The organism is Mesorhizobium jarvisii (assembly GCF_003601985.1).
Classification (GTDB): Bacteria; Pseudomonadota; Alphaproteobacteria; order Rhizobiales; family Rhizobiaceae; genus Mesorhizobium; species Mesorhizobium jarvisii.
In genome coordinates this window covers 135,724-161,306 of the sequence record NZ_QZXA01000003.1, presented here as the reverse complement: position 1 = coordinate 161,306, position 25,583 = coordinate 135,724, and the positions used below count along the sequence as shown (strand labels likewise).

The following is a 25,583-nucleotide window of genomic DNA, read 5'->3' as shown; positions in this document are numbered from 1 at the left end:
AACGTCATGCTGATCTGGAATTGATGACGATTGCGCTGGACGACCACTCGCCTCCCGGCCCGGCCGAGACACGGACGCAGTCGCGCCCCGCATTCTTCGCCAGGTAGAGCGCCTCGTCGGCGCGCCGCATGAGATCGGCGGTGGTTTCACCGGGATGAAGTTCGGCAACCCCGAAACTCGCCGTGCAGCTGATGTCCGCGGGCAGCCCGTCGATGCGCAGCGCGCCGAACGCGCTGCGCGTGCCCTCGGCGAACAGCCGGGCGGCGGCCAGATTGGTTCCCGGCAGGATGATGGCGAATTCCTCCCCGCCGATGCGGCCCGCGACATGGTGCCCGGCGGCGGCTTCGCGCAGGGAACCGGCAAAGGTCTCGATCACCCGGTCGCCGGAGGCATGGCCGAAATTGTCGTTGATGCTCTTGAAATGATCGAGATCGGCGATGACCAGCGCGACCGGCATGCCTTGCCGCATGGCGCCAAGCACGGCCTGCTCGGCCTGGCGCGTGAAGGCACCGCGATTGAGCAGTCGCGAAAGCGTATCGGTCTCCGATCTCGACGTCACTTCGGCCAACACATCGCGGACCAGGATGGCCAGCGTCAGCAGCGCCATGGCCAGGGCAAAGACGGTGCCGAGCGATTGCGACACCAGCGCGTAGCTGCTTTGCAGATAGGCCTGCGGATTGGCGCCCCAGCCGCCAAGCGCATGCGCGATGAACGGCTTTGAGGCGAACTGCACAGCGCTGGCGGCGAGCACCGCCATCAGGATGCGATCGAGCCGGCCGCGCCTTTGCCTGGACGACCAGACGATGGCCAATCCGACGAATTGCATGACGGCATAGGGGAGCTGGTAGGCCATCATGCGGACCAGCGACTGGCGCGGCAGGTCTTGTACGAAATAGACGACGATGGTGGCGGCGACCAGGAAGAACAGCATCGGCGACCATGGCGGCGCGACGCCGTATTTGCGGGCCAGTCCGACGTTGAAGGCTATTGTTGCGCCCAGGAAAACCGCGAAGGCGGTGACCACCGGCAGCCGGGCATCGGTGAAGGCGGGAATGCTGAATTCGATCGCCGAGTAGACCATGCCCAGCACATAGCCAGAAGCAAACCAGCGCGCCGGAGCGCGGCCGACATCATGAAACGCGACCGCCATGAAGGATGCTGCCAGCAGGCCGGCAACCGACAGATTGATCAACAGGATGAAGTTCGCGCCGCTCATCTCTTTCGCACCCCGTGTGTCACCTAACACCGACGGGCGAAAAAGACGTTAACGTGTGCTGGGACGTACGGCTTCAGCCGGCCTTGGACGGCTCCGGCACGAACAGCGTTTCGGGCCGTTCGTACGACAGGCGCACGCTGTCGCGGCCGTTTTTCTTGGCCTTGTAGAGCGCCTCGTCGGCACGCCGCATCAACGGCTCCAGCGCTTCCTCGCCGCTGCGGGCCGCCACGCCGAAACTGGCGGTGACCTTGGTGCCGGCGGGAAGCCCGTCGACGCCGCCTGCCGAGTAGAGCGTGCGCACAGCCTCGGCGAACAGCCGCGCGGCGGCGAGATCGCTGAGCGGCAGAAGCACGGCGAATTCCTCGCCGCCGATGCGCCCGGCAGCGCCGCGCGCGCCGGTGGCCGACCGGAGCTTGGCGGCGAAATCGGCGATCACCCGATCGCCGGCGGCATGCCCGTGCACATCATTGAGCGCCTTGAAATGATCGAGGTCGGCCAGCACCAGCGCCACCGGGAACCTGGCCATTGCGCAGTGTCGCAGAAGCTGGGCCGCGCGCTCCTCGAAGCCGCGCCGGTTGAGCAGGCCGGAAAGCGGATCGGTATGCGTCTCGGCCTTCAGCGCCTTCATCACGTCGAGGGCCGCGGCGGTGAACAGGCAAAGCGCGATCAGCAGCGACAGCAGCGCATGCGACAGCAGCGCCGTCGTCCAGTAGGACGAGTTGTAGAATCCGTCATAGCTTGTGAACGGCCCGTGCGCGATGACGACGACGAGGGTTCGCACGAAGAAGTTGAGGCCCGACAGCAGCGACAGCACGAACAGGATCTTCTCGGTCGGGCCATTGTTGCGCACCGGCCTGAGTTCGGCGGCGACCAGAAGGCTGAGGCCGCCGAAGGCGAAATTCATCGCCAGGATACGCCAGGTGAGATCAGGCGCGACGAAGAGGAACCAGCAGAACGAGGCCAGCCCACCACCGGCCAGCACGCCGATCGCCACATAGGGCACCTTGCGGCCATAACGGGCGACGATGGCGCTCGACAGGCAGCAGCCGGCGATGGCGAAGCAGATGTTGGACACCAGCTTGGTCAGCACCATGCCGATGGGCAAGGTGAAATACTGGAACAGAAAGCCGGGCGCCGAAACACAATAGCTGAGCGCCAGCACGGCCAGATAGGGCCGGTGACGCTGATAGGCCCATAGCACGAGGAAGGCCGCGCCGAGGGCCAGCGCGATCGTCGGATTGAGCAGCGCTATCAACAGGCCGGTGTCCAAAGGACGGTGACTTCCCCTCGCGTGACGTGAGGGAAGACCATAGGGCGCAAGCCCAAACAAGCGGTTAAGCCCGGACGAATATGCGGACCGCGCGAATGAAAAAAGACCCCGGAACCGCATTGCGGTTCCGGGGTCCGGCAATCATCGGAATGTGTGGACCGGAGGTTATTTCCAGTCGCGGATGTCGACGAAGTGGCCGGCGATCGCCGCCGCCGCCGCCATGGCCGGCGACACCAGATGGGTGCGGCCCTTGAAGCCTTGCCTTCCCTCGAAATTGCGGTTCGAGGTCGAGGCGCAGCGTTCATGCGGCTTCAGCCGGTCGTCGTTCATGGCAAGGCACATCGAGCAACCCGGCTCGCGCCAGTCGAAACCGGCGGCGCGGAAGATCTTGTCCAGACCCTCGGCTTCCGCCTGTTCCTTGACCAGGCCGGAGCCCGGCACGATCATGGCGTTGACGCGCGGATTGACGGTCTTGCCCTCGATTACCTTGGCGGCGGCGCGCAGATCCTCGATGCGGCCATTGGTGCAGGAACCGATGAAGACGCGGTCGAGCGCGATGTCGGTGATCTTGGTGCCCGGCGTCAGGCCCATATAGTCGAGCGCGCGCTGCTTGGAGGTGCGCTTGTTCTCGTCGGCGATATCGTCCGGGTTCGGCACGATGCCTTGCACGGAAACGACATCCTCGGGCGAGGAGCCCCAGGAGACGATCGGCGGCAGCTTGGCCGCGTCGAGCACGATCACCTTGTCGAAATGCGCGCCTTCGTCGGACTGCAGCGTCTTCCAGTAGGCGAGCGCGGCGTCCCAGGCCGCGCCCTTCGGCGCGCGCGGCTTGTCCTTGACATAGGCGAAGGTCGTCTCGTCGGCAGCGATCAGGCCGGCGCGCGCGCCGCCCTCGATCGACATGTTGCAGATCGTCATGCGGCCTTCCATCGACAGCGAGCGGATCGCCTCGCCGGCATATTCGATGACATAGCCGGTGCCGCCGGCGGTGCCGATCTCGCCGATGATGGCGAGGATGATGTCCTTGGCGGTAACGCCTTCCGGCAGCTGGCCGTCGACGCGCACCAGCATGTTCTTGGCCTTGCGCTGGATCAGCGTCTGCGTCGCCAGCACATGCTCGACTTCCGACGTGCCGATGCCGTGCGCCAGCGCGCCGAACGCGCCATGCGTCGAGGTATGGCTGTCGCCGCAGACGATGGTCATGCCGGGCAGCGTAAAGCCCTGCTCGGGGCCGATGATGTGGACGATGCCCTGGCGGATATCGTTCTCGGAATAATATTCGACGCCAAAGTCCTTGGCGTTCTTGGCCAGCGCCTCGACCTGGATGCGGCTTTCCTCGTTCTTGATGCCGAACTTGCGCTCGGGCGAGGTCGAGACATTGTGATCGACCACGGCCAGCGTCTTTTCCGGATGCCGGACTTTTCTGCCGCTCAGGCGCAGGCCTTCGAAGGCCTGCGGGCTGGTCACTTCATGGACGAGGTGCCGGTCGATATAGAGCAGGCAGGTGCCGTCGTCCTGGCGGTCGACGACGTGGTCGTCGAAAATCTTGTCGTAGAGGGTGCGCGGTGCGCTCATGTGCGTAAATCCGTCGATATGAGAATGGGAAGAGTGTAACGCCGCAAGCCTTGGCCCGGCGAAAGCAGTCTAGCTAAGTCGGCTGGTCAGGGCGCCGCAGACGCGCGCGGAGAAGCGCGACGGCAGGCGTTTTCTGTCCTGCAGCACGAACCCCTTGTAGGCCGGATCGCCAAAAAGCTCTTCCATGGCGTGGCTCATACCAATGTTTTGGCTCTTCGGCAATTGCGGCGTGGCGGTGCGACTTTCCCTACCCCCTCTTGGGGAGGTGGCACCACTCACATCACCTCGAAGACAAACGTCTTCACCAGCGCATCGGGCTCGGCGATGGCATAGCAACGGAACCATGGGCTTTGCTCGACCAGCCGCCATTTCTTCGCCTGCGTGAGTTCATCGAACACCGCCTGAAAACCGCCGCTCTCGAACACCTGGTCGCGCACGGTGAAGATGGCGTGGCCGCCCTTCTTGGTGATGCGCACCAATTCGTGCAGGCCCGATGCCGGCGCGTGGCTGATGGTGAACACGCCGGTGGAGAAGAAGGCGCGGAAATGCCCGTCCGGCCAGGGCAGCGGTCCGCCCAGCATCGCCTGTTTCAGCTCGCCATAGGCGTTGCGGCTGCCGGCGATCTTGAGCATGTCGTCCGAGAGATCCAGCCCGGCAATGTCGCCATAGCCCAGCGCCTTCAGCGACGGCCCCGACAGGCCGGTGCCGCAGCCGGCGTCGAGCAGCGGCCCTTCGCCAGCCGGAACATGGCGTGCCACCCAGGCGGTGATGAGGAACGGCAGGAGATAGCCGAGCGAGGCGGTCTCGCTGTCATAGGTCGCGGCCCAGGCGGCATAGGCCTGCGCCAGCGTTTCAGGCGTGTCGGCGCCATAGACGGAATCCAGCGCCGCATTGGCCTTGTCGGCAATCATGAGACCTCCCTCGATGTCGACAGGATCGTAACCCTGTCTCGGCCCAAAGACTATTCCTCGTGCTGGCGGCGCAGGCGCCGCTCCAGCGCCCTGAGCGCCAGCGACAGGCCGACGGTGAGGATGAGATAGATATAGGCCACGATCGAATAGGTCTCGAAGAAGCGGAACGAGCCGGCGGCATAGATCTTGCCCATCTGGGTGATGTCGGCGACGCCGAGCACCGATACCAGCGAGGAATCCTTGACCAAAGCGACGAAATCATTGCCGAGCGGCGGCAAGATGGTGCGGATCGCCTGCGGAAAGACGATCAGCCGGAAGCGTTGCGCACGGCTCAGCCCAAGCGCCTTGGCCGCCTCGATCTGGCCCTTCTCGACTGCCTGGATGCCGGCGCGGAAGACCTCCGAGATGAAGGCGGAGTAGCCGATGGTCAGCGCCATGATGGCGCGCCACAACAGCGACACGTCGCGCACCAGGAGCTCACCGAGATAGCCGGCACTTTGCAGCGGCGCGGTCAACGCGTTCCAGGCCGCGACGAAGGCCGGCGCGCCGGCAAAGGCGATCCAGAACAACAGCACCAGGATCGGCACGCCGCGGATGATCTCGACATAGAAGCGGGCGATCTGCCGAAGCCAAGGCGAGCCCGACAAGCCCATCAGCGCAACCCCGAGACCGATGATCGACGCCATGGCGAAGGCGATGACGGTGACGAAGACGGTGATGCCGATGCCCTTGGCGACCGTGGCGAAGACCTGGGCATAGAGATCGCTGGCCGCGATGAACAGGGCCGCCGCAAGTGCAAGCACGGCGGCAGCGGCAAGCCACCAGGGGAATTCGGACTTGGCGGAAGAGGACGGTACCATTCAGGCGAGCGTGGCAGCGCAAGGATTGTCGGAGGATCGCGGCAAGCCACCCCCCTCTGCCCTGCCGGGCATCTCCCCCTCAGGGGGGAGATTGGATTTGGATATTGTCTCGACTTTCGCCAATCCCCGACGTCGTAAAACTGCTGCCGGCGCTGAAGCTGCTGATCTCCCCCCTTTGAGGGGGAGATGTCCGGCAGGACAGAGAGGGGTGCCCTGGCGCAGGGTCAGCGCGATTTGCGGCGCACCATCGTCAGCAAGCACGCGCGCCAACGACTACTGCCCCATCTTGTAGTCGAGAAACCACTTCTTGTTCAGCGCATCGAGCGTGCCGTCCGCCTTCAACGCCGCGATCGCGGCGTTGACCGGCTTCACCAGGTCCGATCCCTTCGGGAAGATGAAGCCAAAGTCCTCGGTGCCGAGCGGGCCGCCGATCAGCTTGAGCTTGCCTTCGGAAGCATCGACATAGCCCTTGCCGGCGGTGCCGTCGGTCAGCACGACATCGACGTCGCCCGATTTCAGCGCCTGCACCGTGGCGCCAAAAGTCTCGAACAGTTTGATGCGCGGGTTCTGCTCATTGCCGTCGAGCACGCTGTAGACGGCGGTGTAGAAGGGCGTGGTGCCGGGTTGCGCACCGATCAGCCCGTCCTTGAAAGCGCCGAAGGTCTTGGCGTCGGTGAAGCGGCTTTCATCGCCGCGCACCAGCATGAACTGCTCCGAGCGCATATAGGGATCGGAGAAGTCGACCTTCTCCTTGCGGTCATCCTTGATGGTGATGCCGGTCATGCCGATGTTGTACTGCTTGTCGGAAACCGCCTGGATCATCGCGTCCCAGGAGGTGTTCTGGTACTCGACCTTGAAATTGAGCCGCTTGGCGATTTCGTTCATCGCGTCATATTCCCAGCCGATCTGCTTGCCCGTCTTGGGATCGATGAACTGCAGCGGCGGATAGGCGTTTTCGGTCACCACCACCACTTGTCTGCCGCCGAGATCGGGCAGCGCCTGCGCGAAGGCGGCAACAGGCGCCAGCACGAGGGCCAGCAGGCCGGACAGCAGCAGTTTCGATTTGGTCATGACACACTCCCGGAAAATTGAAGGCGCCCGGATGGGCTTACAGGAAATCCGGGCCGACTTTAGCTTTCCGCTTGCGTCATGCAAGACGGACCGCTGCTTCAGCGCGCGCGAAAAGGGATTCGGATGCCCTCAATTCAGGGATTTCGGGATAATCTGGCTATCTCGAACCGGAAACCAGCGCCTCCGCATCCGCCGAGGCGTCTTCCACCACGGCGTTGCGCAAGTCGGCAACGAGATGGGTGAGCGTCGCGTGCAGCGCTTTTGCTTCACCAGGTTGGAGCGGCACGCTGCAGGCAAGCGCCGCGGACACATCCTGCGCTCGCGCACTCAGAGCCTGGCCCTTGGCCGTCGGCTCGACCAGCACGCAGCGCTCATCGGCGGCATCGCGCCGGCGGGTGACGAGCCCGCCCGCCTCCATCCGCTTGAGCAGCGGCGTCAGCGTCGCGGAATCGAGGCCCAGCGCCTCGCCAAGCGCGCCCACAGTGCTCGGCGCGTGCTCCCATAGCGCCAGCATGACCAGATATTGCGGATAAGTCAGCCCGAGCGGATCGAGCAACGGCCGATAGAGTTTGGTCATCAGCCCGCTCGCCGAATAGAGCGCGAAGCAGAGTTGCTGATGGAGTCGCGGAACCCCCACTGTCCCGGCGGCCGCCGCCGGGACGTCTCTGGGGCTCTTTATGGTCTTTCCCGTCATGCCGCCTTTACCGAAAGCGCCACCTCGACATTGCCCCGGATGGCGTTCGAATAGGGGCAGATATTGTGCGCTTCCGATACAAGCGCTTCCGCGGCCGCCTGATCAAGGCCTTTCGTCTGCGCCGCGAGCGCGACACCGAGCTTGAAGCCCTCGCCATTGGGAAGCAGGCTGACGGTGGAGGTTACCCCGGCATCCGTGAGCGGCAGCTTCTGTTTGCGCGCGATGAAGCGGATGGCGCTTTCGAAGCAGGCGGCGTAGCCGACGGCGAAAAGCTGCTCGGGATTGGTCGCGCCACCCGGCCCGCCGAGTTCCTTGGGCATCGCCAGATCGACCTTGAGCAGGCCGTCGCTGGTCTCGCCATGGCCGGCGCGGCCGCCGGTGACGTGAGCCTGTGTGGCGTAGAGTGCCATTTCAAATCTCCAATTATCTTGTGCACGATTATTTAGTACACAAGATAATATACCGTCAACAGCCTGATCCTGTTTCGAGGGCCGGAAGCGTTCACAGTCTGGTGAAACGAAAAAAGGCGGCCGAAGCCGCCTTTTTTTAATGGGATTTCCGAAAGCCTTATTCGGCCGGGGTCGCCTCGGCGGCCTTGGCTGCCTCAGCCTCGGCGGCGGCCTTCTTCTCGGCGGCTTCCTTGGCGGCCGTCTCGGCCGCCAGCGCCTGGGCGGCTGCGACCTTCTCGGCCTCGATGCGGGCCTTTTCGGCGTTCAGCGCGTCGCGCTCCTCATCGTTGAGCTTGCGGGCGCGCACGCCGGTGTTTTCCGAGATACGGGCCGACTTGCCGCGACGGTCGCGCAGGTAATAGAGCTTGGCGCGACGCACCTTGCCGCGGCGAACGATCTCGACGCCCTCGACCATCGGCGAGAACACCGGGAAAACGCGCTCGACGCCTTCGCCATAGGAGATCTTGCGGACGGTGAAATTTTCCTGGAAGCCGGAACCGGCGCGGGCGATGACGACGCCTTCATAGGCCTGGACGCGGGTGCGGGTGCCTTCGGTCACACGGACCTGGACGCGCACGGTGTCGCCGGGCTGGAATTCGGGGAGCTTGCGCTTGGCTTCGATCTTGGCGGCCTGCTCGGCCTCGAGCTGACGGATGAGATCCATCTCAATAATCCACTTCTTGTTCTTCCGACAGTCAGAGCGTCCGACACTCGCCTTGCAGTTCCATTGACCGCTCGGCTATGTCCTTTGCCTCCGAGACATTCGTCTGCAAGACATCGGACAGGGGCGACTACACCGTCATTGTTGACGGGTCCGGCAGATTCTTCTTCCGGTTCGGCGGCGACATACAGCTATTTCGGCGCTTTGTCACGCCCGCGCACGAGTCTTTTTTGCCGGCATGGCACCATCGTAATCGCTTCGTGCCGGGTTGCGCCGGCCCTCAGGCCTTTCTAAGCCTGACATAACAGAGTTTTCCGCGGCGGCATTCCATGTCTGTCTTCGACGCCATCCTGCTGTTCCTGGCGGGCTTCCTCTCCGGCACCGCCAATGCGGTCGCCGGCGGCGGCACCTTCATCACCTTCGGCGCCATGACACTGGTCGGCGTGCCGCCGATCGTCGCCAACGCCACCTCCTCGGTCACGCAGTTCCCGGGCTACATCACCTCGACGCTCGCCTACTGGACCGATATCAGGCACTTCTGGCGCGGTGCCCTGGTGCTTTGCCTGATCTCGGCGGCCGGTGCGCTGGCCGGCGCCTTCATCCTTCTGGCACTGTCCAACCCTTCCTTCCGCGTCATGGTGCCGTGGCTGCTCTTGGGCGCAACCGCCCTGTTTGCCGCCGGGCCGTGGCTGAAGCCAACACCAAAACCCGGCCATGAGGCGGCGGTCGGCTCGCTCGCCGGTTCGCTGGCGCAGTTCGTCACCGCCATCTATGGCGGCTTCTTCGGCGCCGGCATGGGCGTGATGATGCTGGCGACGCTCGGCCTGACGCAGGCCGGCGACTACCACCGGCTGAACGCGCTGAAGAACATGCTGGCCGTGGTCGTTGCCGCGGTGGCGATCATCGTCTTCGTCTCGGGTGGCGTCGTTGCCTGGCCGCAGGCGATCGTCATGATCCCGGGCGGCGCGCTCGGCGGTTATGCCGGCGTGTGGATCGCCAAGCGCGTGCCGCAGAACGTGGTGCGCGGCTTCGTCGTCGCCGTCGGCCTGTTTCTGGCGTTTTATTATTTTACCAAGGGGTGAGCGCCGAGAAGGTCCGGCCGCCTCTCGCTGGTCAGCCGCTCGGACTCCGCCCGCCGCCATGCAGCGATCTTCTTGTGATTGCCGGAGATCAGCACTTCGGGAATCGCGCGCCCCTCGAACTCCTGCGGCCTTGTGTAGTGCGGATGTTCGAGCAGGCCGTTTTCAAAACTTTCTTCCTCGCCGGACACCGCATTGCCCATCACGCCGGGCAGCAGCCGCACCACCGCGTCGAGCAGCACGAGCGCCGCCGGCTCGCCGCCGGAGAGGATAAAATCGCCGATCGACACCTCTTCCAGGCCGCGCGCGTCGATCAGCCGCTGGTCGACGCCCTCGAAGCGGCCGCACAGGATGACGGCGCCCGGCCCGGCGGCAAGCTCGCGCACCCGCGCCTGGGTCAGCGGTTTGCCGCGCGGGCTCATCAAAAGGCGCGGACGCGCATCGCCCGGCGGCGAGGCATGGTCGATCGCCTTGGCCAATATATCGGCGCGCATCACCATGCCGGCGCCGCCGCCGGCCGGCGTGTCGTCGACGGTGCGGTGCTTGTCGGTGGCGAAGTCGCGGATCTGGATCGCCTCCAGCGACCAGGTGCCGGCCTCGAGCGCGCGGCCCGCCAGCGACAGGCCAAGCGCGCCCGGGAACATCTCGGGGTAGAGCGTCAGCACCGAGGCCTTGAATGTCACCGGTTGCCCCCGGCGTCGCGCGGTCCGCGCGGCCTGCCCTTCGGGTCGAAGTCTTCCTCGCGCGGCGCATCGTCATCCTCGTCCTCGACCAGCCCGGCCGCCACCGGGTCGACGCGGACAAAGCCCTCGGCGATCGACACATCAGGCACGGCGGCCTGGGTGAATGGGATCAGCACGCCCTTGCGGCCGGCGAGCGTCACGTCGAGAATGTCGCCGCCGCCGAAATTATGCACGGCAACCACCTTGCCAAGCGCAGTGCCGGTGTCGTCGCGAACCTCCAGTCCAACCAGGTCGGCATGGTAGAATTCATCCTCCTCGCCATCGTCCGGCAGCACAGAGCGGTCGACGAAAAGCTCCGTACCGGCGAGCGCTTCGGCGGCATTGCGGTCGCTGATGCCCTTGAAACGCACCACGACGACGGTGTTGGCCGGCCTTATGTCTGTGATCTGGAAGGCGCGGCCGTCCCTGGCATAGAGCGGCCCATAATCGGCCAGCGCCATCGGATCGCCGGTGAAGGTCTTCACCCTGAGTTCGCCCTTGATGCCATGGGCGGCGCCGATCACGGCCATCTGGACAGGGTTTTGCGGCTTGCTCATCGCGAATATCCTTTGGCCTGCTCTAACCCCACGCGGCTGTCATTTCAATGACGGGCTCTTCACCGCTTCCTAACCCGGATGCAGGAAAATGCCGCCATGCAGGAATTCCTCATCCCGGCGAAACCCGATCTCCAGGCGGCGCGTGAAAGCTGGCTGAAGATGCTCGCGCGTGAACGTCGGCTGTCGCCCGAGACAGTGGAAGCCTATGAGCGCGACACGCGCCAGTTCCTGCATTTCCTGACCGGCCATTGTGGTGGCTCGCCCGGCATCTCGGACATCGCCAATCTGCGCCCGGCCGACCTGCGCGGCTTTCTCGCCGCCCGCCGCAACGCCGGCGCCGGCGCCCGCACGCTGGGCCGAGGCCTGGCCGGCATCCGCTCGCTGCTGCGTTTCCTCGAACGCCGTGGCCTGGTCAACGCCGCCGGCGCCGCCGCGCTGCGCGCGCCGCGCCAGCCCAAATCGCTGCCAAAACCGCTGACGGCGAGCGACGCCAAACAGGTCGTGTCGGTCGAAGGCCAGCTGGCCGAAGAGCCCTGGATCGCCGCCCGCAACGCCGCCGTGCTAACGCTGCTCTACGGCTCGGGGCTGCGCATTTCCGAAGCGCTCGGCCTCGCCGGCGCCGATCTGGCGTCCGAGGCCGACACAGTGCTGCGCGTCACCGGCAAGGGCGGCAAGACGCGGCTGGTGCCGGTGCTGCCGGTGGCGCTCAGAGCAATCGCCGAATACCGCCGGCTCTGCCCCTATCATCTCGATCCCAAAGGCCTGTTGTTTCGCGGCGCGCGCGGCGGCCCGCTCAATCCGGCCATCATCCAGCGCGACATGGCCAAACTGCGTTCGGCGCTCAACCTGCCCGACACCGCGACGCCGCACGCGCTGCGCCACTCCTTCGCCACCCATCTGCTTGGCCGCGGCGGCGATCTGCGCACCATCCAGGAGCTGCTTGGCCATGCGAGCCTGTCGACGACGCAGATCTACACCGGCGTCGACACCGCAAGGCTGCTTGAAATCTACGAATCGGCCCATCCAAGGGCGTGAACCCTTCAATTTCGACCTACCAATTAACCGTTTTGCCGCTTTTCCCCCTTAGAAAGGGGCCATGAAACGCGTCATTGCCATCGCCGACCGTGCAGCTTCCATCTCGCTGAAGCTGCTTGTCGCACTCAACGTGCTGTTTTTCCTGTCCTTCCTTGCCGTGCTGCTGTTCGCGGCCGGCAGGGCGCATGCGGACGTCCCGACCTGCAGCGGCGCCGACATGCTGTCGGCCCTGCAGAAGAGCAGCCCTGCCACCTACAGCAAGATCGAGGCGGAAGCCGCCGCCACGCTGAATGGCAAGGGCCTGCTGTGGAAGCTTGAGAAATCGGGAGAACAGCCATCCTATCTGTTCGGCACCATGCACATGACCGACCCGCGCGTCACAACGTTGCCGCCGGAAGCACAGAAGGCCTTTGACGCCGCCGGCACCCTCATCATCGAAACCACCGATGTGCTCGACAAGCAGAAGATGATGACGGCGATGCTGAAGGAGCCGGATCTGATGATGTTCACCGACTCCACGACGCTGTCATCCTTGCTGAAGCCGGACGAAGCGGCGGCGATGAATGCAGCGCTCGACGCGCGCGGCATCCCGCCGGCAACCGTCGCCAAGATGAAGCCGTGGATGCTGTCGGCGATGATGGCGCTGCCGGCCTGCGAACTCGCCCGCCAGTCCGGCGGAGCACCGGTGCTCGACGTCAAGCTGGCCGAGAGCGCCAAGGCGGCCGGCAAGCCGGTGGAAGGTCTGGAAACGGCCGAGAGCCAGCTACGCGCCATGGCCTCGCTGCCGCTTGCCTTCCACATGAAGGGCCTGGTCGACACGCTGAAGCTCGGCGACAAGGTCAATGACATCAACGAGACCATGATCGTGCTCTACCAGCGAGGCGACACCGGCATGTTCTGGCCATTGTTCCGCGCCGCCATGCCGGACGAGCAGAACGACCCCTCGGGCTATGCCGCCTTCGAGGAAACCATGATCACCAGCCGCAACAAGGTGATGGTCGATCATGCCGGACCGATCCTGGCCAGGGGCAATGCCTTCATGGCGGTCGGCGCGCTCCACCTGCCCGGTCCCGAGGGACTGGTCGAGGATTTCCGCAAAGCCGGCTATACTGTCACCGCCGTCAATTGAGTCGGATGGCAGTGGGAGGCCAAACGCCGCGTTTTCGGCGCTTTCCTTCCCTAGCGTGAAACCCATTCAACGGTTGCACGTTGATGGCTGTTGATTGATCATTTTCATCCACGGAGGACACTTTTATGGCGAATCCATCCAACGACAGGCCAAGCGGCGGTGGCGGCGGCAGCCCCTGGCTGATTGCTCTGGTCGTCGTTATCCTGGCGATTGTCGCGTATTACGTTTTCGGCAGAAGCGGCGAGCATCCGGCACCCGCCGAAGCGCCAGCGGCCAGCACACCGGCTCCTGCGCCAGCTCCGGCCCCAGCGCCAGCTCCGGCTCCCGCGCCAGCTCCGGCGCCAGCACCGGCTCCTGCGCCCGCTCCGGCGCCTGCGCCTGCGCCAGCACCCGCTCCGGCACCGGCCAACTGATCGGCTAGACATCAAGATACGAACGGCCCGTCGAAAGGCGGGCCGTTTTGTTTGTTTCGCGCGGTCGAAGGGTCGGGCGCCCTTAGATATGGATCGGCTTGAAGAAGGTGGCCAGCGCCGCCTCCTTCACCGCTTCCGACATTGTCGGATGCGCGTGGCAGGTGCGGGCGAGATCTTCCGACGAGCCGCCGAACTCCATCAGCACAGCCGCTTCGTGGATCATCTCGCCGGCGCCGAAGCCGACAATGTGCACGCCGAGCACGCGGTCGCTGGCCTTGTCGGCGAGGATCTTCACGAAGCCGTCCGTGTGCAGCATGGCGCGTGCGCGGCCATTGGCGCTGAACGGGAATTTGCCGACCTTGTAGTCGATGCCGGCCTTCTTCAGTTCTTCCTCGGTCTTGCCGACCGAGGCGATTTCCGGGCTGGTGTAGACGACGCTCGGAATGACCTCGTAGTTCACATGGCCGGCCTGGCCGGCGATGGTTTCGGCCACCGCGACACCCTCGTCCTCGGCCTTGTGCGCCAGCATCGGCCCGGCGATGACGTCGCCGATGGCATAGATGCCCGGCACGTTGGTCCGCAGGTGCCCGTCGGTCTTGACGCGGCCGCGCTCGTCGACCTCGACCCCCGCCTCTTTCAGCCCAAGACTGTCGGCATAGGCGCGGCGCCCGGTGGCGATCAGCACGACATCGGCCGCGACGGTCTCGGCGGCGCCGCCCTTGGCCGGCTCGAAGGTGACGGTTGCGCCTTTCTTCGCCTTGGCGACGCCGGTGACCTTGGCGCCGAGCTTGAACTCGAAGCCTTGCTTGGACAGCAGCCGCTGGAACTGTTTGGAGACCTCGCCGTCCATGCCGCCGAGGATCGTGTCGAGGAACTCGACCACGGTGACCTTGGCGCCGAGCCGCGCCCAGACCGAGCCGAGCTCGAGGCCGATGACGCCGCCACCGACCACCACGAGGTGGCCGGGAACCTTGTCCAGCGACAGCGCGCCGGTCGACGACACGATGATTTTCTCGTCGAAATCAACCTTGACGCCGGGAATGCCGGCGACATCGGAACCGGTGGCGATGACGATGTTCTTGGTCTCGACCTCCTCGACCTTGCCGTCCTCGCCCGTCACCGACACCTTGCCTGCCGCGACCACCTTGCCGGTGCCGCGGAAACTGTCGATCTTGTTCTTCTTGAACAGGAAGGCGACGCCGTTGACGTTGGACGACACCGTCGCATCCTTGTGCGCCATCATCTTCTTCAGGTTGAGCTTCGGCGCTGGTATCTCGACACCCAGCGTGTCGAAGGAATGGCCGGCCTCGGCGAACATTTCGGAGGCATGAAGCAGCGCCTTGGACGGGATGCAGCCGATGTTGAGGCAGGTGCCACCGAAGGTGGCGTTCTTCTCGACCACCGCCACCTTCAGACCGAGCTGCGCCGCCTTGATGGCGCAGACATAGCCGCCGGGTCCCGATCCGATGATAACGACGTCATAAGCCATGTTTGTTTCCCTTTGCTTGGCGCTCAGCGGCCGCCGCTAACGTTCAGGATCGCGCCCGTCGTATAGGACGCGGCATCGGATAGAAGATAGAGAACCGCACCCGCGACTTCATCGGCGGTGCCGGCTCTTTTCATCGGCAGCGTGTCCTGGATCAGCGCCACCCGGTCCGGCTGTCCGCCGGAAGCATGGATGTCGGTGTCGATGATGCCCGGCCGCACCGCGTTGACGCGGATGCCTTCCAGCGCCACCTCGCGGGCGAGCCCGATGGTGAACGTGTCGATGGCGCCCTTGGAGGCGGCATAGTCGACATAATTGTCCGGCGCGCCCAGCACCGCCGCCGCCGAGGAAATGTTGACGATCGCTCCGCCGTTGCCGCCATGGCGCGTCGACATGCGCTTGACCGCCTCACGGGCGCACAGGATCGAACCGACGACATTGATGCGCATCATGCGCTCGAGCCGTGCCGCGCTCATTTCGTCGACGCGCGCCTTGGCGTCGACGATGCCGGCATTGTTGACGAAGGCGTCGAGCCGGCCATGGGTGCGGTCGACGGCCTCGAAGATCGAGAGGATATCGGCCTCGCTGCCGACATCGCCCTTGACCGCGAAAGCATCACCGCCGGCAGCCTTGATGTCGCTGACCAGCGCGTCGGCGGCAGCCTTGTTGGAGGCATAGTTGACCGCGACGCGATAGCCGGCCTTCGCGCCAAGCCGGCAGATGGCGGCGCCGATGCCACGGCTGCCGCCGGTGACCAGCAGGACCTTCTGCGCTTCGCTCATTCCTGGCATCCCTTCAACGTAAAAACGTCCGACGGCACTTTCGAGAAGCCGTTGCCGCCATAGGCCGACGACTGACGCAGCATCGGACCGAGATCCGGCAGGATCAGCGTCTTCGGCGCCTCGACGCCTTCTGCCGGCAAGAGCCCGATGCTGCCCTTGTCGTCAGACGTGTAGATGACGCCGTGCCAGGGGGTACAGGCGGCGAGCTCGGCGCCGGTGGTGTCGCCCTCCGGGCATTTGAACATCAGCGCGCCGTTCGGCCGTGCTACGCCCTCGGTCCACATGACGATGCCGTTCAGCACCACATTGTTGTCGAGGATCATGCGGAACGTGTTGGTGACGGTGGCGGAGGTGCCGGTCGGGGTAAAATCGATCTCGCTGCCGCTTTGCGCATCGCCATAGACGGCGAGTTCGATCGGGCAGGCGGCATGGGCGGTTGCGGGAGCCAGCGCCATGCCGGCCATAAGCACAGCTAGTTTGGCAGACCCAAGCAAACGGGCCATCATTGGCCGCCTCTGCCGCGAGCTGCCATCCGACCGCCTCAGAGATCGAGCACCAGCCGTTCCGGATCCTCCAGGCTTTCCTTGACGCGCACCAGGAAGGTGACCGCTTCCTTGCCGTCGACGATGCGGTGATCGTAGCTCAGCGCCAGATACATCATCGGCCGGATTACGATCTGGCCGCCGACCACGACAGGCCGGTCCTGGATCTTGTGCATGCCCAGAATGCCCGACTGCGGCGCGTTGAGGATCGGCGTCGACATCAGCGAACCATAGACGCCGCCATTGGAGATGGTGAACGTGCCGCCCTGCATGTCGGCGACCGACAGCTTGCCATCGCGCGCGGCGATGCCGAGCCGGCCGATTTCCTTCTCGATCTCGGCGATCGACATCTGGTCGGCGTCGCGCACGACCGGCACGACGAGGCCCTTCTCGGTGCCGACGGCGACGCCGACATGGGCAAAGTTCTTGTAGATGATGTCGGTGCCGTCGATCTCGGCATTGACCGCCGGGATTTCCTTCAGCGCGTGCGTGACGGCCTTGGTGAAGAAGCCCATGAAGCCCAACTTCACGCCGTGCTTCTTCTCGAACACGTCCTTGTACTTGGTCCGCAGCGCCATCACCGCCGACATGTCGACCTCGTTGAAGGTGGTCAGCATCGCCGCGGTCGACTGCGCTTCCTTGAGCCGGCGCGCGATGGTCTGGCGCAATTTGGTCATGCGCACGCGCTCTTCGCGCGAGGCATCGTCACCGGAAGATGGCGCACGCACGGCAATCGGTGCCGGCGCCGCCCTGGGCGTCTCGGCCGGCTGCGACGGCGCGCCCTTGGCGATGGCGTCGAGCACGTCGCCCTTCAGCACCTGGCCACGCTTGCCCGAACCGGACAGCTGGTCGACCGACAGATTGTTCTCGGCGATCAGTTTTGCGGCTGCCGGCGCCGGCGGCATGCTGCGCGGCTCGACCGCGCCGCCATCGCCGGCGATCTTGGCGGTCTCGGCCGCGGCCTGCTTGCTGGTCGAAGCCGCATCCGGCGACGAGGCCTGCGAAACCGCCTGCGGCTTGGTCGCCGGCGCGGCGGCGCCGCCTGCCGAGATCGAACCCAACAAAGCGCCGACACCCACCGTCTCGCCTTCCTTGGCGACGATTTCGCCCAGCGTGCCGGCGGCGGCCGCCGGAACTTCCACCGTCACCTTGTCGGTTTCAAGCTCGACCAGCGGCTCGTCGACGGCAATGGCATCGCCGACCTTCTTGAACCATTTGCCGATGGTCGCCTCGGTGACGGATTCGCCGAGAGTGGGAACGCGGATTTCGGTAGCCATTGTGCCTGTCCGTTCTTGTCGGTTCTGTTCTATTCGCCTGCTTTATTCGCCGAGCGCGTCTTCGAGCAAGGCGGCGAGCTGGGCAAGGTGCTTGGACATCAATCCCGTCGCCGGCGACGCGGCCGCCGGCCGGCCGGTGTAGCGAACGCGCTGATGCTTGGCGTCGATATGCGCCAGCACCCATTCCAGATACGGGTCGATGAACGACCAGGCGCCCATGTTCTTGGGCTCCTCCTGGCACCACACCATCTCGGCGTTGCGGAAACGCGACAGTTCGGTGATCAGCGCCTTGGCCGGGAATGGATAGAGCTGTTCGACGCGCAGCAGGTAGATGTCGTTGATGCCGCGCTTCTCGCGCTCCTCGTAGAGGTCGTAGTAGACCTTGCCCGAGCACAGCACGACGCGGCGGATCTTGCTGTCCTTGGTGAGCTTGATCGGCTGGTTGGGCAACAACTGCGCGTCGTCCCACAGCAGCCGGTGGAACGAGCTTTCGCCCGAGATTTCCGGCAGCGTCGACACCGCCCGCTTGTGGCGCAGCAGCGACTTCGGCGTCATGAGGATCAGCGGCTTGCGGAAATCGCGCTTCAGCTGCCGGCGCAGGATGTGAAAGTAGTTGGCCGGCGTGGTGCAGTTGGCGACTTGCATATTGTCTTCGGCGCAAAGCTGCAGGAAGCGCTCCAGCCTGGCCGAGGAATGCTCCGGACCCTGGCCTTCATAGCCGTGCGGCAACAGGCAGACGAGGCCCGACATTCTGAGCCACTTGCGCTCACCGCTAGAGATGAACTGGTCGAACACCACCTGGGCGCCGTTGGCGAAGTCGCCGAACTGCGCTTCCCACAAGGTCAGCGCCTTCGGCTCGGCCAGGCTGTAGCCATATTCGAAGCCCAGCACCGCCTCTTCCGACAGCATGGAGTTGATGACTTCGTAGCCGGCCTGTGCCGCCGACAGATTGTTGAGCGGGATGTAGCGGGTTTCGTCGCGCTGGTCGTAGAGCACGGAATGGCGCTGCGAGAAGGTGCCGCGCTCGGAATCCTGCCCCGACAGGCGGATCGGATTGCCGTCGAGCAGGATGGCGCCGAAAGCCAGCGCCTCCGCCGTCGACCAGTCGATGCCTTCGCCGGATTCGATCGCCTCGCGGCGGTTTTCGAGGAAGCGGATGATGGTCTTGTGCGCCTCGAAACCCTTCGGCACCTCGGTCAGCTTCTTGCCGATTTCCTTCAGCGTCTTGACCGGCACCGCGGTCTTGCCGCGCCTTTGTTCGTCCTGATTGTCGGCCGTGCGCAGGCCAGACCAGGCGCCATCCAGCCAGTCGGCCTTGTTGGGCTTGTAATGCTGGCCGACTTCCCACTCGGATTCCAGATGCGCGCGCCAGTCGGCCTTCATCTGGTCGAGCTCGGCCTGGGTGATGTGGCCCTCGGCGATCAGCCGGTCGCCATAGATCTGCACCGTCGTCTTGTGGGTGCGGATGTTGCGGTACATGATCGGCTGGGTGAAGGCCGGTTCGTCGCCCTCATTGTGGCCGAAGCGGCGGTAGCAGAACATGTCCACGACCACCGGCTTGTGGAACTTCATGCGGAATTCGATCGCCACCTTGGTGGCGTGCACCACGGCTTCCGGATCGTCGCCATTGACGTGGAAGATTGGCGCCTCGATCATCTTGGCGACGTCGGACGGATAGGGCGACGAACGCGAGAAGCGCGGATTGGTGGTGAAGCCAATCTGGTTGTTGATAATGAAGTGCAGCGTGCCGGCGACGCGGTGGCCGCGCAGGCCCGACAGGCCGAGGATTTCGGCGATCACGCCCTGGCCGGCGAAAGCGGCATCGCCATGCAGGAGCAGCGGCAGCACCTTGGCGCGCTCTTCCAGCGGCACGATCTCCTCGCGGCCGCGGCCGAACAGATAGTCCTGCTTGGCGCGCGCCTTGCCCATCACCACGGGATCGACGATTTCCAAATGCGAGGGATTGGCGGTCAGCGACAAATGCACCTTGTTGCCGTCGAACTCGCGGTCCGACGAGGCGCCGAGATGGTACTTCACATCGCCCGAGCCCTCGACCTCGTCGGGGGCTGCCGAGCCGCCCTTGAACTCGTGGAAAATGGCGCGGTGCGGCTTCGCCATCACTTGGGACAGCACGTTCAGGCGGCCGCGATGCGCCATGCCGAGCACGATCTCCTTCATGCCGAGCTGGCCGCCGCGCTTGACGATCTGCTCCAGCGCCGGGATCAGCGCCTCGCCGCCGTCGAGGCCGAAGCGCTTGGTGCCCTTGTACTTGACGTCGATGAATTGTTCGAAGCCTTCGGCCTCGACCAGCTTTTGCAGGATCGCCTTCTTGCCGGTCGTGGTGAAGGAGATTTCCTTGTCGGCGCCTTCGATGCGCGCCTGGATCCAGGCCTTCTCCTCAGGGTCCGAGATATGCATGAACTCGACGCCCAGCGTCGAGCAGTAGGTGCGGGTCAGGATCTCCAGCATCTGCCGGATGGTGCCGAATTCGAGCCCCAGCACATTGTCGAGGAAGATCGGCCGGTCGTAATCGGCTGCGGTGAAGCCGTAATTCTCCGGCGACAGTTCGTTGTAGTCCTCGAGCGGCTTGGCGATGCCGAGCGGGTCGAGATTGGCGTGCAGATGGCCGCGCATGCGGTAGGCGCGGATCATCATGATGGCGCGCACCGAATCGCGCGTCGCCTGGTGCACGTCGGCGTCTGAGAGCACGATGCCGTTGGTGACCGCCTTGTCCTTGACCTTCTTTTCCAGATGCTTCTCGACGATGCCCCAATTGCCGTCGAGCGCCGACACCAATTCGCCATTGGCCTGCAGCGGCCAGGACGGCTTGGCCCAAGAGGCGCCCTTGGCGTTCCTGCGCACATCGCCGGCATCGTCCTTCAGCCCGGCGAAGAACTCCTGCCATTCGGGATTGACCGAGGCGGGATCGTCTTCATAGGCGGCATAGAGCGCGTCGATGTAATCGGCGTTGCCGCCGTAGAGGAACGAGGTGAGCGAGAATTGGTCGTTGGCCTGATCTTGTCTTGCCATGTCGTTTCAGCGGAGCCTGGCTCCGTCTCCTTACGTTTGCGGCAGCGCCGCGATAGTGGGCGATTCACCCGCCCTTCTTGTCCCCTCAAAGCCAACGAACCGCCGTCGGCTCTCATTCCACTGCCGGCGCCGACGCTCAGCCCTTGATGGCTTCAACCAACGTCGTGCCAAGCCGCGCCGGCGATGGCGAGACCTTGATGCCGGCCGATTCCATCGCCGCGATCTTGTCCTCGGCGCCGCCCTTGCCGCCGGAGATGACCGCGCCGGCATGGCCCATGGTGCGGCCGGCCGGCGCCGTGCGTCCGGCGATGAAGCCGGCCATCGGCTTCTTGCGGCCACGCTTAGCTTCGTCCTTGAGGAACTGCGCGGCGTCTTCCTCGGCCGAACCGCCGATCTCGCCGATCATGATGATCGACTTGGTCTCGTCGTCGGCGAGGAACATCTCGAGCACGTCGATGAACTCGGTGCCCTTGACCGGGTCGCCACCGATGCCGACGGCCGTGGTCTGGCCGAGGCCGACATTGGTGGTCTGGAACACGGCCTCATAGGTAAGTGTTCCCGAGCGCGAAACAACGCCGACCGAGCCTTTGCGGAAGATGTTTCCGGGCATGATGCCGATCTTGCATTCGTCAGGGGTGAGTACGCCCGGGCAGTTCGGCCCGATCAGCCGCGAGGTCGAGCGGTCGAGCCGCGCCTTGACCTTGACCATGTCCATCACCGGAATGCCTTCGGTGATGCAGATGATCAGCGGGATCTCCGCCTCGATCGCTTCCAGGATCGCTTCGCCGGCGCCCGCCGGCGGCACATAGATGACGGAAGCGTTGGCGCCTGTCCGTGTCTTGCCTTCGGCGACGGTGGCGAAGATCGGCAGGCTCTCGCCCTTCGACCCTGTCCAGGTCTCGCCGCCCTTCTTGGGATGGATGCCGCCCACCATCTTGGTGCCGTGATAGGCCAGCGCCTGTTCGGTGTGGAACGTACCGGTCTTGCCGGTCAGGCCCTGCACCAGCACCTTGGTGTTCTTGTCGACGAGAATGGACATCGGAGCCCTTTTCTAAAGACTGTTGATCGAGGAAGGCGAGACGCGCCGGTAGACGCCACTCACCATGTCTTGCCAGCCATCGCTGCCGGCGGGTTTGAAATGCAGTCGCATGCGATAGGTGTCGGCATCGTCGAAAATATACGTCACCCGCGCCGCGCCGCGCGGCGACGACCGCTCCAGATTGAGCTCGCTGCCATTCCACGTGCCCGTCGCCGGCGAGGCCGGGACAAAGCCCATTGAATCGAACTGGTGCATGGTGACGAGGCGGTTCGGCTGGTCGAAGCCGAACACATTGTGCGAACCGAAGGAAATCGTGCCGTCGCGGCGCTGGCGATAGCGCTGCACCACGAACAGGCCGCCGAACTGCGCCTCCGCCAGCACTTCGGACGTCGCCGTGCCGGCATCGGTCCATTGCGTGGCCGCGACCTCTTCCTCGCCGCGCCACGCGCCGACCAGCGCCTGCAGGCGCTGGTGATCGGCGGAAAGCGAGGAGAAGGAGGCAGCGTTCATCGGTCAGAGCCGCTTCAGATCGGTGACGGTGAGGTCGCTCTTGGCGTTGCCGGTGTTGAGCGTCGTCGCCGGCTCGAACATCAGCACCACGGGCTCGGCGGTGAGCGAACGCGGCCGGTGCTCGACACCGCGCGGCACGACGATGAAATCACCCTCGCCGAGCTCGACCGGTCCGTCGCGAAAATCGATGGCGATCCTGCCCCGCAGCACGAGGAAGGCTTCGTCCTCATTGTCATGCGCGTGCCAGTCGAAGGTCGCGCCGAACTTGGCGACCTTGGCCTGACTGTCATTGACGTCGCCGGCGATATGCGGATCGAAGACCTTGCTGATCTTTTGATCCGCCGCCTCGACCAGGTTTATCTTGCGTGGAGGCACAGGCTCAGCCCTTCACCGCCGCCACGATCTTCTTGGCTGCGTCGTCCAGATCATCGGCCGACACGACGTTGAGGCCGCTGTCGTTGATGATCTTCTTGCCGAGTTCGGCATTGGTGCCTTCCAGGCGCACCACCAGCGGCACTTCCAGCCCGACTTCCTTGACCGCGGCGATCACGCCCTCGGCGATGATGTCGCACTTCATGATGCCGCCGAAGATGTTGATCAGTATGCCTTTGACCGCCGGATCCTTGGTGATGATCTTGAACGCCGCCGTCACCTTCTCCTTGGACGCGCCGCCGCCGACATCGAGGAAGTTGGCGGGTTCGGCGCCATAAAGCTTGATGATGTCCATCGTCGCCATGGCAAGCCCTGCGCCGTTGACCATGCAGCCGATATTACCGTCGAGCGCGACATAGGCGAGGTCGTATTTCGACGCCTCGATCTCCTTCTCGTCCTCTTCGGTGGTGTCGCGCAGTTCAAGCACGTCCGGATGGCGGAACAGCGCGTTGTTGTCGAACGACACCTTTGCGTCGAGCACGCGCAGCCGGCCGTTCTTCATGACGATCAGCGGATTGACCTCGAGCAGGCTCATGTCCTTCTCGACAAAGGCCTTGTAGAGGATCGGGAACAGCGTGCCGCCGTCCTTGGCCGCGTCGCCGTCGAGCTTGAGGGCTGTGTTAAGCGCCTTCACGTCATCCGCCGTGACGCCCTTTTCCGGATCGATGGCGACGGTGATGATCTTTTCCGGCGTGTCGTGGGCGACCGCCTCGATGTCCATGCCGCCTTCGGTCGAGACGACGAAGGCGATGCGGCCGACCGAACGGTCGACCAGGATCGACAGATAAAGCTCGCGCTCGATGTCGGCGCCGTCCTCGATATAGAGGCGGTTGACCTGCTTGCCGGCCGGGCCGGTCTGCTTTGTCACCAGCGTGTGGCCGAGCATCTCGTTGGCGTTGGCGACGACGTCGGCGACCGACTTCGCCAGCCGCACGCCGCCCTTGGCGTCGGTCGACAGTTCCTTGAACTTGCCCTTGCCGCGGCCACCGGCGTGGATCTGGCTCTTCACCACATAGAGCGGGCCGGGCAGCGCGCGTGCCGCGGCTTCCGCCTCGCTTGCCTTGAACACCGGCACGCCTTCGGCCACCGGCGCGCCAAAGCTCTTCAGCAGCGCCTTGCCTTGATATTCATGGATGTTCATCGGGAACTATCTCCAGGTCGTTTTGCCGGGGTCGACGTTTTGGTGGGATTCACTTCGAGGCGAGCTGCGGCGCGATCTTGACGCAGGCCTCGGTCAGGCCCTGCACCGTCGCCACCGAACTGTCGAACATCTTCTGTTCGCTCTTGTTGAGGTCGATCTCGATGATGCGCTCGACGCCGCCGGCGCCGATCACCACGGGAACGCCGACATAGGTGCCCTTGACGCCATACTGGCCGGAGAGGTGGGCCGCACAGGGCAGCACGCGCTTCTTGTCCTTGAGATAGGCTTCGGCCATGGAAATCGCCGAGGCCGCCGGCGCGTAATAGGCCGAGCCGGTCTTGAGCAGGCCGACGATCTCGGCGCCGCCGTCACGGGTGCGCTGCACGATCTGGTCGAGCTTCTCCTTCGAGGTCCAGCCCATCTTGACGAGGTCGGGCAGCGGAATGCCCGACACCGTCGAGTAGCGGATCATCGGCACCATGGAATCGCCGTGGCCGCCGAGCACGAAGGCGGTGACGTCCTCGACCGAAACCTTGAATTCCTCGGCCAGGAAATAGCGGAAGCGCGCGCTGTCGAGGACGCCGGCCATGCCGACGACATGGGTCTTGGGCAGGCCGGAAAACTTCTGCAGCGCCCATACCATGGCGTCGAGCGGGTTGGTGATGCAGATGACGAAGGCCTTGGGCGCGTACTTCTTCAGACCGGCGCCGACCTGTTCCATGACCTTTAGGTTGATGCCCAGCAGATCGTCGCGGCTCATGCCCGGCTTGCGCGGCACGCCGGCGGTGACGATGCAGACATCGGCGCCCTCGATGCCGGCATAGTCGTTGACGCCGGTCAGCCGGGAGTCGAAACCATCGACCGGCGACGATTGCGCGATATCGAGCCCCTTGCCTTGCGGAATACCCTCGGCAATATCGAACAGCACCACGTCGCCGAGGTCCTTGAGGCCGATCATGTGGGCCAGCGTGCCGCCGATCATGCCCGAGCCGATAAGCGCTATCTTGTTGCGTGCCATGTGAGGATGTTTTCCCTTTGTCTGTGACTGCGCCCAAATCTTTGACGACTTGATGACGGCGTCGAGGAAGAGGCCGGAATGCTGAGGAAACCCGCGAGATTTCGCCGCACCCAATAGCCCCGGTGCAAGATAAATTCAAACGATTATTTTGGAGTGAACATTTTCAATCGGTTAGATGGATTGGGATTTACGTAAACGTCAAAGTTTGTAAGCCGACTTGGGAGAAGTTACACAATGAAGATGGAGATCGTAAGGCTTGAAGCCGGCAATGACGCCCTTGTGATGTGGATCGCCGAGGATGTGTTCGACGAACCGGTCAGGCCGGATCGATTGGCAGCCTATCTCAGCCAACCCGGCCATTTCATGGTCGTAGCCCTGGCTGACGGCGCGGTTGTCGGTCAATGTGCGGCGGTGATCCACCGCCATCCTGACAAGGTTGCGGAACTCTACATCGACGAGGTCGGCGTATCGCCCGCCTTCCAGCGCCAGGGTATCGCGCGCAAAATGCTCGACGCGATGTTCGCGATCGGCAGGGAGAATGGCTGCGAGGAGGCCTGGGTTGGCACCGAACCCGACAACCTCCCGGCCCGGGCACTTTATGAGTCGCGCAAGGAGCCGCATGGGGAAGCGGAGAGTTTCGTCATGTATGCGTACAGGCTTTAGTGACCAGGGTCTTCGCTCTGC

Annotated in this window: 25 protein-coding genes; 4 read left to right on the top strand and 21 right to left on the bottom strand. The window is 64.4% G+C overall.

Translation table 11 applies throughout. The features are described from left to right. Positions 1-4: 4 nt before the first annotated feature. From D3242_RS08295 to rplS, 9 genes are all read right to left on the bottom strand, one after another. Positions 5-1,216, bottom strand: a complete 1,212-nt coding sequence (locus D3242_RS08295) for a GGDEF domain-containing protein (protein WP_064981470.1) — start codon at positions 1,214-1,216, stop codon at positions 5-7. A gap of 73 nt (positions 1,217-1,289) precedes the next feature. Then, positions 1,290-2,486, bottom strand: a complete 1,197-nt coding sequence (locus D3242_RS08290) for a GGDEF domain-containing protein (RefSeq protein ID WP_038650542.1) — start codon at positions 2,484-2,486, stop codon at positions 1,290-1,292. Positions 2,487-2,651: 165 nt separating this feature from the next. Next, on the bottom strand, positions 2,652-4,061 hold the full coding sequence (gene leuC / locus D3242_RS08285) for a 3-isopropylmalate dehydratase large subunit (RefSeq protein WP_019862016.1): 1,410 nt from the start codon (positions 4,059-4,061) through the stop codon (positions 2,652-2,654). Positions 4,062-4,336: 275 nt separating this feature from the next. Continuing rightward, on the bottom strand, positions 4,337-4,972 hold the full coding sequence (locus D3242_RS08275; protein ID WP_019862018.1) for a class I SAM-dependent DNA methyltransferase: 636 nt from the start codon (positions 4,970-4,972) through the stop codon (positions 4,337-4,339). A gap of 50 nt (positions 4,973-5,022) precedes the next feature. Beyond that, positions 5,023-5,832: an amino acid ABC transporter permease gene (locus D3242_RS08270; RefSeq protein WP_038650549.1), complete on the bottom strand. Its 810-nt coding sequence runs from the start codon at positions 5,830-5,832 to the stop codon at positions 5,023-5,025. 273 nt (positions 5,833-6,105) lie between these two features. Continuing rightward, on the bottom strand, positions 6,106-6,903 hold the full coding sequence (locus tag D3242_RS08265) for a basic amino acid ABC transporter substrate-binding protein (protein WP_019862020.1): 798 nt from the start codon (positions 6,901-6,903) through the stop codon (positions 6,106-6,108). A 157-nt stretch (positions 6,904-7,060) separates the two neighbouring features. Further along, the gene (locus tag D3242_RS08260; RefSeq protein WP_064981472.1) at positions 7,061-7,597 is read right to left on the bottom strand and encodes a MarR family winged helix-turn-helix transcriptional regulator; all 537 of its coding nucleotides are present in this window, start codon (positions 7,595-7,597) and stop codon (positions 7,061-7,063) included. Beyond that, the gene (locus tag D3242_RS08255) at positions 7,594-8,007 is read right to left on the bottom strand and encodes an organic hydroperoxide resistance protein (RefSeq protein WP_064981474.1); all 414 of its coding nucleotides are present in this window, start codon (positions 8,005-8,007) and stop codon (positions 7,594-7,596) included. Before D3242_RS08255 ends, D3242_RS08260 begins: the two co-directional genes overlap by 4 nt. A gap of 157 nt (positions 8,008-8,164) precedes the next feature. Then, positions 8,165-8,710, bottom strand: coding sequence for a 50S ribosomal protein L19 (rplS, locus tag D3242_RS08250; protein WP_019862024.1), 546 nt, complete (start codon positions 8,708-8,710; stop codon positions 8,165-8,167). A gap of 326 nt (positions 8,711-9,036) precedes the next feature. On the opposite strand from rplS, the gene D3242_RS08240 reads away from it, so the two are divergent. Next, entirely contained in the window at positions 9,037-9,789 is a 753-nt protein-coding gene (locus D3242_RS08240) for a sulfite exporter TauE/SafE family protein (protein WP_064981476.1), read from the top strand. On the opposite strand, the gene trmD is transcribed toward D3242_RS08240, so the two are convergent. Together trmD and rimM are read right to left on the bottom strand one after the other, a co-directional pair. After that, positions 9,771-10,469 (bottom strand): tRNA (guanosine(37)-N1)-methyltransferase TrmD, encoded by a 699-nt coding sequence (gene trmD, locus D3242_RS08235; RefSeq protein ID WP_064981478.1) that lies wholly within the window; start codon positions 10,467-10,469, stop codon positions 9,771-9,773. The two genes, D3242_RS08240 and trmD, sit on opposite strands and share 19 nt — an antisense overlap. Continuing rightward, positions 10,466-11,065: a ribosome maturation factor RimM gene (gene rimM, locus D3242_RS08230; protein ID WP_038650557.1), complete on the bottom strand. Its 600-nt coding sequence runs from the start codon at positions 11,063-11,065 to the stop codon at positions 10,466-10,468. Before rimM ends, trmD begins: the two co-directional genes overlap by 4 nt. A gap of 96 nt (positions 11,066-11,161) precedes the next feature. On the opposite strand from rimM, the gene D3242_RS08225 reads away from it, so the two are divergent. Continuing rightward, entirely contained in the window at positions 11,162-12,100 is a 939-nt protein-coding gene (locus D3242_RS08225; RefSeq protein WP_064981746.1) for a tyrosine recombinase XerC, read from the top strand. 61 nt (positions 12,101-12,161) lie between these two features. Beyond that, complete coding sequence (locus D3242_RS08220) at positions 12,162-13,229, top strand: TraB/GumN family protein (RefSeq protein WP_019862030.1); 1,068 nt, start codon at positions 12,162-12,164, stop codon at positions 13,227-13,229. 495 nt (positions 13,230-13,724) lie between these two features. Here the strand turns inward: D3242_RS08220 and lpdA are convergent, their stop codons facing one another. The 10 genes from lpdA to mdh all read right to left on the bottom strand — a co-directional run bounded on the left by lpdA (position 13,725) and on the right by mdh (position 24,899). After that, positions 13,725-15,131, bottom strand: coding sequence for a dihydrolipoyl dehydrogenase (gene lpdA, locus D3242_RS08210; RefSeq protein ID WP_019862031.1), 1,407 nt, complete (start codon positions 15,129-15,131; stop codon positions 13,725-13,727). Positions 15,132-15,154: 23 nt separating this feature from the next. Next, entirely contained in the window at positions 15,155-15,910 is a 756-nt protein-coding gene (locus D3242_RS08205; RefSeq protein WP_019862032.1) for an SDR family oxidoreductase, read from the bottom strand. After that, positions 15,907-16,413: a hypothetical protein gene (locus tag D3242_RS08200; protein WP_223217838.1), complete on the bottom strand. Its 507-nt coding sequence runs from the start codon at positions 16,411-16,413 to the stop codon at positions 15,907-15,909. The genes D3242_RS08205 and D3242_RS08200 overlap by 4 nt, the downstream gene beginning before the upstream one ends. A 38-nt stretch (positions 16,414-16,451) precedes the next feature. Continuing rightward, on the bottom strand, positions 16,452-17,729 hold the full coding sequence (gene odhB / locus D3242_RS08195; RefSeq protein WP_019862034.1) for a 2-oxoglutarate dehydrogenase complex dihydrolipoyllysine-residue succinyltransferase: 1,278 nt from the start codon (positions 17,727-17,729) through the stop codon (positions 16,452-16,454). A gap of 42 nt (positions 17,730-17,771) precedes the next feature. Next, positions 17,772-20,759: a 2-oxoglutarate dehydrogenase E1 component gene (locus tag D3242_RS08190; RefSeq protein ID WP_019862035.1), complete on the bottom strand. Its 2,988-nt coding sequence runs from the start codon at positions 20,757-20,759 to the stop codon at positions 17,772-17,774. Positions 20,760-20,895: 136 nt separating this feature from the next. Further along, positions 20,896-21,798 carry a succinate--CoA ligase subunit alpha gene (gene sucD / locus D3242_RS08185; RefSeq protein ID WP_064981482.1) on the bottom strand — a complete coding sequence of 301 codons (903 nt, stop codon included), beginning with the start codon at positions 21,796-21,798 and terminating at the stop codon, positions 20,896-20,898. Positions 21,799-21,810: 12 nt separating this feature from the next. Continuing rightward, positions 21,811-22,308, bottom strand: coding sequence for a DUF1579 family protein (locus D3242_RS08180; protein WP_019862037.1), 498 nt, complete (start codon positions 22,306-22,308; stop codon positions 21,811-21,813). 3 nt (positions 22,309-22,311) lie between these two features. Then, positions 22,312-22,683: a cupin domain-containing protein gene (locus tag D3242_RS08175; RefSeq protein WP_064981484.1), complete on the bottom strand. Its 372-nt coding sequence runs from the start codon at positions 22,681-22,683 to the stop codon at positions 22,312-22,314. 4 nt (positions 22,684-22,687) lie between these two features. Continuing rightward, complete coding sequence (gene sucC, locus D3242_RS08170; protein WP_038650580.1) at positions 22,688-23,881, bottom strand: ADP-forming succinate--CoA ligase subunit beta; 1,194 nt, start codon at positions 23,879-23,881, stop codon at positions 22,688-22,690. Between the two features lie 49 nt (positions 23,882-23,930). Continuing rightward, complete coding sequence (gene mdh, locus D3242_RS08165; protein ID WP_019862040.1) at positions 23,931-24,899, bottom strand: malate dehydrogenase; 969 nt, start codon at positions 24,897-24,899, stop codon at positions 23,931-23,933. A gap of 234 nt (positions 24,900-25,133) precedes the next feature. Between mdh and D3242_RS08160 the strand changes: the two genes are divergently transcribed. Then, entirely contained in the window at positions 25,134-25,562 is a 429-nt protein-coding gene (locus D3242_RS08160) for a GNAT family N-acetyltransferase (RefSeq protein WP_064981485.1), read from the top strand. The last annotated feature ends 21 nt before the right edge of the window (positions 25,563-25,583 follow it).

What these genes read in the sequence shown, in the direction of transcription:
- rimM (WP_038650557.1), bottom strand. Translation starts at nt 11,065, where the DNA reads ATGAGCAAGCCGCAAAACCCTGTCCAGATGGCCGTGATCGGCGCCGCC.
- D3242_RS08260 (WP_064981472.1), bottom strand. Translation starts at nt 7,597, where the DNA reads ATGACGGGAAAGACCATAAAGAGCCCCAGAGACGTCCCGGCGGCGGCC.
- D3242_RS08225 (WP_064981746.1), top strand. Translation starts at nt 11,162, where the DNA reads ATGCAGGAATTCCTCATCCCGGCGAAACCCGATCTCCAGGCGGCGCGT.
- D3242_RS08180 (WP_019862037.1), bottom strand. Translation starts at nt 22,308, where the DNA reads ATGAACGCTGCCTCCTTCTCCTCGCTTTCCGCCGATCACCAGCGCCTG.
- D3242_RS08270 (WP_038650549.1), bottom strand. Translation starts at nt 5,832, where the DNA reads ATGGTACCGTCCTCTTCCGCCAAGTCCGAATTCCCCTGGTGGCTTGCC.
- lpdA (WP_019862031.1), bottom strand. Translation starts at nt 15,131, where the DNA reads ATGGCTTATGACGTCGTTATCATCGGATCGGGACCCGGCGGCTATGTC.
- D3242_RS08275 (WP_019862018.1), bottom strand. Translation starts at nt 4,972, where the DNA reads ATGATTGCCGACAAGGCCAATGCGGCGCTGGATTCCGTCTATGGCGCC.
- D3242_RS08205 (WP_019862032.1), bottom strand. Translation starts at nt 15,910, where the DNA reads ATGAGCGAAGCGCAGAAGGTCCTGCTGGTCACCGGCGGCAGCCGTGGC.
- D3242_RS08265 (WP_019862020.1), bottom strand. Translation starts at nt 6,903, where the DNA reads ATGACCAAATCGAAACTGCTGCTGTCCGGCCTGCTGGCCCTCGTGCTG.
- D3242_RS08160 (WP_064981485.1), top strand. Translation starts at nt 25,134, where the DNA reads ATGAAGATGGAGATCGTAAGGCTTGAAGCCGGCAATGACGCCCTTGTG.
- D3242_RS08240 (WP_064981476.1), top strand. Translation starts at nt 9,037, where the DNA reads ATGTCTGTCTTCGACGCCATCCTGCTGTTCCTGGCGGGCTTCCTCTCC.
- sucD (WP_064981482.1), bottom strand. Translation starts at nt 21,798, where the DNA reads ATGTCCATTCTCGTCGACAAGAACACCAAGGTGCTGGTGCAGGGCCTG.
- D3242_RS08295 (WP_064981470.1), bottom strand. Translation starts at nt 1,216, where the DNA reads ATGAGCGGCGCGAACTTCATCCTGTTGATCAATCTGTCGGTTGCCGGC.
- D3242_RS08220 (WP_019862030.1), top strand. Translation starts at nt 12,162, where the DNA reads ATGAAACGCGTCATTGCCATCGCCGACCGTGCAGCTTCCATCTCGCTG.
- sucC (WP_038650580.1), bottom strand. Translation starts at nt 23,881, where the DNA reads ATGAACATCCATGAATATCAAGGCAAGGCGCTGCTGAAGAGCTTTGGC.
- odhB (WP_019862034.1), bottom strand. Translation starts at nt 17,729, where the DNA reads ATGGCTACCGAAATCCGCGTTCCCACTCTCGGCGAATCCGTCACCGAG.
- D3242_RS08255 (WP_064981474.1), bottom strand. Translation starts at nt 8,007, where the DNA reads ATGGCACTCTACGCCACACAGGCTCACGTCACCGGCGGCCGCGCCGGC.
- leuC (WP_019862016.1), bottom strand. Translation starts at nt 4,061, where the DNA reads ATGAGCGCACCGCGCACCCTCTACGACAAGATTTTCGACGACCACGTC.
- mdh (WP_019862040.1), bottom strand. Translation starts at nt 24,899, where the DNA reads ATGGCACGCAACAAGATAGCGCTTATCGGCTCGGGCATGATCGGCGGC.
- rplS (WP_019862024.1), bottom strand. Translation starts at nt 8,710, where the DNA reads ATGGATCTCATCCGTCAGCTCGAGGCCGAGCAGGCCGCCAAGATCGAA.
- D3242_RS08190 (WP_019862035.1), bottom strand. Translation starts at nt 20,759, where the DNA reads ATGGCAAGACAAGATCAGGCCAACGACCAATTCTCGCTCACCTCGTTC.
- D3242_RS08200 (WP_223217838.1), bottom strand. Translation starts at nt 16,413, where the DNA reads ATGGCCCGTTTGCTTGGGTCTGCCAAACTAGCTGTGCTTATGGCCGGC.